The sequence below is a fragment of the Cellulomonas algicola genome (assembly GCF_003851725.1).
Lineage (GTDB): Bacteria > Actinomycetota > Actinomycetes > Actinomycetales > Cellulomonadaceae > Cellulomonas > Cellulomonas algicola.
This window is the reverse complement of the sequence record NZ_BHYL01000239.1, coordinates 1-6,443: the sequence shown is the minus strand read 5'-3', so window position 1 is coordinate 6,443 and position 6,443 is coordinate 1. Positions and strand designations below refer to the sequence as shown.

The following is a 6,443-nucleotide window of genomic DNA, read 5'->3' as shown; positions in this document are numbered from 1 at the left end:
GCTCGGCGGCGAGACCCAGCAGCGTCGTCGCCCCGACCGCGGCGACGAGCGGCTCGGTGACCGCCGCGAGCGCGGCCGTCAGGCCGCCGAGCGCGCACCCGGCGCCGGTGATCCGGGTCAGCAGCGGGTGGCCGACGGCGAGCCGCACCTCGTGCTCGCCGTCCGTGACGAGGTCGACCGGGCCGGACACGGCGACCACCGTCCCGTGCCGTGCCGCGAGACCGGCCGCGGCCTCCCGTGCGGCGTCGACCCCGTCGCGCGCGTCGACACCACGGCCCGCGGAGAGCCGGCCCGCGAGCGCACGCACCTCGCTCGCGTTGCCGCGGACGACGGCGGGGCGCTCGGCCACGAGACGCGCCGCGAGCCGCGTGCGCACCGACAGCACGCCCACGGCGACCGGGTCGAGCACCCACGGCGTGCGCGCCCCGACGGCCGTGGCCACGGTCGGCTCGACGCACGCGCGCAGGTCCGGGTCGAGCGTGCCGAGGTTGACGAGGACGGCGCCCGCGACGCCCGCGAGCTCCTCGGCCTCGCCCGGCACGGCCGCCATCGCGGGCGACGCCCCGACCGCGAGGAGCGTGCTCGCGACGAGGTTCGTCGTGACCTCGTTCGTCAGGCACTGGACGAGTGGCGTGGCCGCGTGGACCGCGGCGAGCGCCTCGCCGGCGGCGTGGGCGAGCGCGAGCGCGTCGCCGTGCGGTTCGGTGGACGGGTAGGCAGACGTCATCGCGACGACATCCCTTCGCTAGTACGAACTAGATCAGGTTCGGCGGGTGTGATCTCAGCCCCTCGTCCGCCCGGGTCGGGCGGCGCGGGGCACCCCGTGTCAGTGCGCTCAGGCTAGCCACGACGCCGACGACCCGTCGGCCCACCGCTCACCAGGTGGACCGACGGGTCGTCGGAGGTCGTGCGGACCGGTCCTGCGGACGGGTCGTGCGACGGGCTACCGGACGGCGCCCCAGGTGGTGCCGCTGCCCGACACGGGGTTGCGGTGCTCGAACCAGACGACGCGGTCGTCGGGGTCGACCCAGCCTGCGACCGCGGGCACCGCGAGAGGGTCGGGAGCCCAGACGCCGCCGGGCGTGTGCCGCAGCTCGGGCGGCTCCCACGGCTGCGGTCCGTGCGTGGCGAGCGGCAGGGGGCGTCGGTCGGTGCGCGACGGGTCGGCCATGGGTCCAGCGTGCTCCGTCGGACGCTTCCGGCACATAGGACGAAAGGCCGGAATGCGACGGAGGCCCGACCGCCGCGCCCTCGTGGGACGGGTGGCCGGGCCTCCGCGCCGTGCGTCAGCGCGTGACGCGCACCGTCACCGGGTCGCTCGTGCTGGGCGCGACGTCCGGGTCGCTCGGCACGAAGGTCGCGGTGTACGTGTGCGTGCCGACGCTCGCGTCGTGCGGCACGCGGCCGATCGCGACGCCGAGGACGACGTCGTGCCGGCTCACCACGGTCGCGCCCTCACGGATCTCGACCTTCCCGGACGGGATCCGCAGGTTCTCCTGGACGACGCCCGCGACGAGCAGCGTCGGCAGGAGCGAGCCCTGCTTCTGCGTCGTGCGGGTCGCGACGAGGCCCGTGTGCGTCTTCACCTGCGTGACTGTGACGGTCACCGGCGCGGACTGCGACGGCGCGACGTCGGCCGTGCCGACGAACCGGGCGACGACCTCGTAGGTCCCGGCGGGCGTGCTCGCGGGCAGCGTGAACGTCGCCGAGCCCTTCTTCGACAGCGTCGCGGAGCCGAGGACGGTGTCGCCGGCGACGAGCTCGACCGTCGCACCCGCCACCGACGCGTCGGACGTGACGGTCGCGGTGAGCTTGACCTTCGACTTGCCGACCACCTGGCTCGTCGGCTTCGCGGTGAGGGTCGTCGTGGACGACGCCCGGCCCTCCTCGACCGTGAGCGGCAGCGTCACCGTGGTGCCGCTGGGGCTCGCGACGAGCGTGAGGACGTGCTCGCCGGCCGGGGTGCTCTCCGGGACGGTCACCGCGACCGTCGCCGCGCCGTTCGTCACCGTCGCCGTGCCGATCGACTGGCCGTCGACGCGCACGTCGAGCGACGTGTTGAGCGGCGAGCCGAGGCTCGTCAGGTCGAGCCCGGTCACGTCGAACGCGAGCTGGCCCCCCGCCTCGACGCGCGTGGGCACGTCGGCCAGACCCACGGCCTGCCGCGCGAAGTCCGGCGACAGGTCCGGGTGCGCCTGCAGGTAGGCGATCCACGCGTCCCGGTCGATGAGACCCGAGTCCGCCGTGTCGGCGCCGTCCTCGAACACCCGGAAGTTGTCACCGCCCTGCGCGAGGAACGAGAACGTGCCGATGCGGTACTCGCCCGCCGGCTCGAGCGGCTCGCCGTTCACGGTCACCGAGGTGATGTGCGAGCCGAGCGGCGCGTCGGGGTCGTACGTGTAGGTGACGTTCGACGACAGGCCGAGCTGCAGGTACGGACGGCTCGGGATGGTGCCGTCGCGGTTGGTCTGCCACTGCTGCTCGAGCATCGTCTTCACCTGGTCGCCCGTGAGGGTCGTGGTCCAGAGGTTGTTGACGAAGGGCAGCACCGCGTTGGCCTCGGCGTAGGTGATGACGCCGTCGGGCGCGGAGAACAGCTCGTTGCGCATGCCGCCCGGGTTGACCACGCCGATGTCGGCGCCGCCGCGTTCGGGCGACGCCAGCGTGTCGAGCAGCGAGTTCGCCACCAGGCCGCCGAGCGTCGACTCCTTGGACCGGTCGTCCCGGCCGGTGCTGGGCAGCGGGCCCGAGCCGACGTAGACGCCGTTGACGTAGGACCCGCCCGAGTACGCGGTCGTGATGTCCGCGGTCACCGAGCCGACGGGCTGGTTGCCGACGACGGCCGCGTACGCGAGCGCGTCGGTGACGATCTGGTTGACCGCCGCGACGCGCGGGAACGTGCTGATGAGCGTCGCGTCGGCGTCCGTCGTGCGCGCCACGTTCGTCTGCGTGTGCGCCGTGACCTCGTCGGTCGTCGGGTCGTACGTCAGCACGACCTTGCCGATGAACTCGCCGTACGAGCCGGTCTGGACGATCGGCCGGGTACGGTCCGCGTCGCCGGGGACGGGGCCCTCCCACGCGTACTGCTTGTGGGTGTGGCCGGTGAAGATCGCGTCGACCGCGGCCGACGTGTCCTCGACGATCGCCGCGAAGGCGCCGCCCGCGGCGACCTCCTCCTCGAGGGTCGCGCCGTCGGGCGTGCCCGCGCCGGCGCCCTCGTGGTACTCGGCGACGATGACGTCGGCCTCGCCGTTGGTGGGGTCGCCGTCGGTGAGCTGCGCCGCGACCCGGTTGACGGCCTCGACGGGGTCGCCGAAGTCGAGCGTCGCGATGCCGCCCGGGGTGACGAGCGTCGGGGTCTCCTCGGTGACGGCGCCGATGACGCCCACCGTGACGCCGCCCATGTCGAGCAGCGCGTACTCCGGCAGCGCCGGGGTCGTCGTGCCCTTCTGGTAGACGTTCGCGCCGAGGTAGGTGAAGTCGGCCTCCGGGACCACACGGTCCGTGAGGTCGGCGAACCCGCCGTCGAACTCGTGGTTGCCGACCGCCGACGCGCGGAGCTCGAGCGCGTTCAGCACGTCGATCGTGGGCTGGTCCTGCTGGACGGCCGACGCGAACAGCGACGCGCCGATGTTGTCGCCCGCGGACAGGAACGCGACCGGGCCGGGGGCCGCCGCACGCTCCTTCTCGACCGTCCCCGCGAACTTCACGGTGTTGGCGTCGATGCGCCCGTGGAAGTCGTTGATGTTGAGGAAGGTCAGGTCGACCGGGCCCGTGTTGTCCCCGGCGGTGAGGCCGACGACGACCGGGTCGTGGTCGGACGAGCGGTACACGTCGTCCGCGTAGAAGAGCGTGCCGTGGTAGTTGTACCGGCTGTACTCCAGCGCGATGGACTCCTCGGCGTTGATCTCCCAGACGTCCGCACCGGTCGCGCGCTCGCGCGCGGCGGCGTTCAGCAGGACGTGGTCGAGCGAGCCGGACAGGCCCGAGAACGTGTACGACCACTGCCCCGGCGCGAGCTGGTCGACCGCGTCGACGTAGCCTGCGTCGTAGAGCACCTGCAGCGGGTCCTCGTGCGTGTAGGCGTTGAAGTCGCCGACGAGCGCGACGGCCTCGGTGTCGCCCTGGATCGTCGGCACCCAGTCGCGCAGCGCGGTCGCCTGGCGGACGCGCGACTCGTTCGACGCGCCCTGCCCGTCGCCCGTGTCCGCGTCGCCCGGCCACGGACCGGCCGAGCCCTTCGACTTGAGGTGGTTGACGACGACGAGCACCGGCTCGCCGCCCGCGACGGGCGTGAACGCCTGCGCGATGGGCTCGCGCGCGTTCGCGAACGCCTGACCGTCGGCGCTGGCCGTGCCGAGCGCGTGGGCGTCGCCCGTCCGCTCGACCGCCGCGGTGCGGTAGATCAGCGCGTTGGTGATGGTGTCCTGCAGCTCGACGGCCGGCAGGTCCGCCGACGACGGGACGAACGCCCACGTGCCGGCACCCGCCTCGGCGTTGAGCGCGTCGACCAGCGTGCCGAGCGCCTCGTCCGCGACGCCGTCGACGACCGCGGAGTTCTCGATCTCGAGCAGGCCCACGACGTCCGCGTCGAGAGCGTTGATCGCCGCGACGATCTTGTCCTGCTGCCGCTGGAGGTCCGCCGGGTCCCACGCGCCGCGCTGGTCGCAGCCCGTGTCGACCGTGACGGGGTCACCGGTGCGGTCGCGGAACGGCACGCACGTCGCGCCCTGCGCACCCAGCGTCGTGAAGTAGTTGAGCACGTTGAACGACGCGACCTTCACGTCGCCGCCGACGTCGGCGGGCGACGCGGTGCGGTCGTTCTCGAAGGTCACCGGCGCGGTCCCGCCGGCCACGTACTGGCTGGTCGGGTTGAGCTTCCACGCGTTGTTCCGGTAGTCGACGACCACGGGCGCCTGGAACGTCGCGGCCGCGCCGACGCGCACCGGGTTCGCGAGCGACACGTACGGCGGCGTCTGCGACTGGTTGGCCGCGGACAGGAAGTTCGTCGTCGCGCCGTCGTCGAGCACGACGCCGCGGGCCGCGTTGTCGGCGACCGTGGCGGTCGCCTCCGCGGAGCCGGGGCGACCGACCTCGGTCGGCTGCAGCAGCGGCGTCGTGCCGGCCGCGAGGCCGACCTCGCCGTACTGGTTCGTCGAGAACGTGTTCGCGACCGTGAACTCGCCCGTGGGTGCCAGCAGCATCGACTCGATCGCCTCGCGGCCCTCGGCCGTCGTGGGCCAGCCCCCGCTGAGCGGGGTGACCGCACCCGGCGCCGCGAGCTTCTCGACGCCACCCGCCGCGACCGTGATCTCGGTGAGCCCGTTGAACTCGCTCACGACACCGGTGACCTCGACGTGGTCGCCGATCGCGACCGAGCCGACGGTCGCAGACGAGAACACGAAGACCGCGTCGGACGCCGTGCGCGCCGGGTCGAGCGTGCCGCCCGTGCCGGCCGTCTGGATGACGTAGCCGTTGAACCCGCCCGTCGGGTACGCCGCCGTGACGACGCCCGTCGTCGTGACGGTCGCGCCCTGCAGCGGCGACGCCGCGCCCGTGCCCTGGATCTCCGCGATCGTGTGCTCACCGTCACCGGGGTTGCCCGGGTCGGTGCCGCCGCCACCGGAGTTCTCCGGTGTGGGCGTGCCCGCCGTGAAGTCGGCCGCGTTGTTCGCGGTGTTGGCGTGGGTCGCGCTGCGCGACACCGACGTCGTGTTCGACGCCGCGGGCGCCGGACCTGTGCCGCTGAAGTCGGTCGCGGTGCCGTAGCCGACGAGGTCGACGACGGCCGCCTGCGTGCTGCAGGGGTTGGCCGCGGCACCGCACGTGAGCGCGGTCGCGCTCGACGTCAGCGCGACCTTGCCGTTCGACGCGCCCATGAGCGTCGTGCCCTCGACGTCGACGTCGAACGCGGCCCCCGTCGCGCCCGAGCCCATGCCGACGAGCAGCCGGTCGCCGGCCGCCACGGTCCCGGACAGGCCGGTGACCTGCCAGGACGTGCCCGTCGCCGACGCGTACTGCACCGCCCACCCGTCGACGCTGACGGGCGCGGTGGTCGTGTTCACCAGCTCGACGAAGTCCCGGTTGAACGGCGCGCCGGAGTTGCCGCCCCCGCCGTACACCTCGTTGATGACCAGTGGCGCGGTGGGTGACGGCGCCGCTGCCGCCTGTGTCGCCGCGGCCAGTGACCCGGCCGCCGCCAGCGCGAGGGCTGCGAGGCCCCCGGTCGCCGACTTCACTCCTGCGTGCACGTCGAGCTCTCCTTCATCGGGGGGCACAAGAGATGCCCGCTCGTGACGGGCCACCAGCCACCTTCGCCTTTCCGTCCGATTCACGGCAACTACTCATCGGTAACCGTTTGGTGAACTCGTCCCACGTCCGACAACTTCGTCCGGATTCGGCCGGGTGCCTGGACCGGCCCCGGAGACGGCGACGGCCCCCCC

The 6,443-nt window shown here is 73.5% G+C and carries 3 protein-coding genes and 1 riboswitch; all 3 genes read right to left on the bottom strand.

Annotated elements, in window-relative coordinates; translation table 11 throughout:
* Positions 1-727, bottom strand: a 727-nt coding sequence (gene thiM / locus CTKZ_RS14845; RefSeq protein WP_124343668.1) for a hydroxyethylthiazole kinase, incomplete at its 3' end; no start/stop codon positions are given.
* Positions 721-834: riboswitch (TPP riboswitch) on the bottom strand. (Overlaps the previous gene by 7 nt.)
* Before the next feature lie 109 nt (positions 835-943).
* The gene (locus tag CTKZ_RS14840) at positions 944-1,171 is read right to left on the bottom strand and encodes a hypothetical protein (RefSeq protein WP_124343667.1); all 228 of its coding nucleotides are present in this window, start codon (positions 1,169-1,171) and stop codon (positions 944-946) included.
* A gap of 115 nt (positions 1,172-1,286) precedes the next feature.
* Positions 1,287-6,251 carry an ExeM/NucH family extracellular endonuclease gene (locus tag CTKZ_RS14835; protein ID WP_124343666.1) on the bottom strand — a complete coding sequence of 1,655 codons (4,965 nt, stop codon included), beginning with the start codon at positions 6,249-6,251 and terminating at the stop codon, positions 1,287-1,289.
* Positions 6,252-6,443 lie beyond the last annotated feature (192 nt).

Bases quoted from the DNA above. Each gene is read 5' to 3' on its own strand.
- CTKZ_RS14840 (WP_124343667.1), bottom strand. From the start codon at position 1,171: ATGGCCGACCCGTCGCGCACCGACCGACGCCCCCTGCCGCTCGCCACG.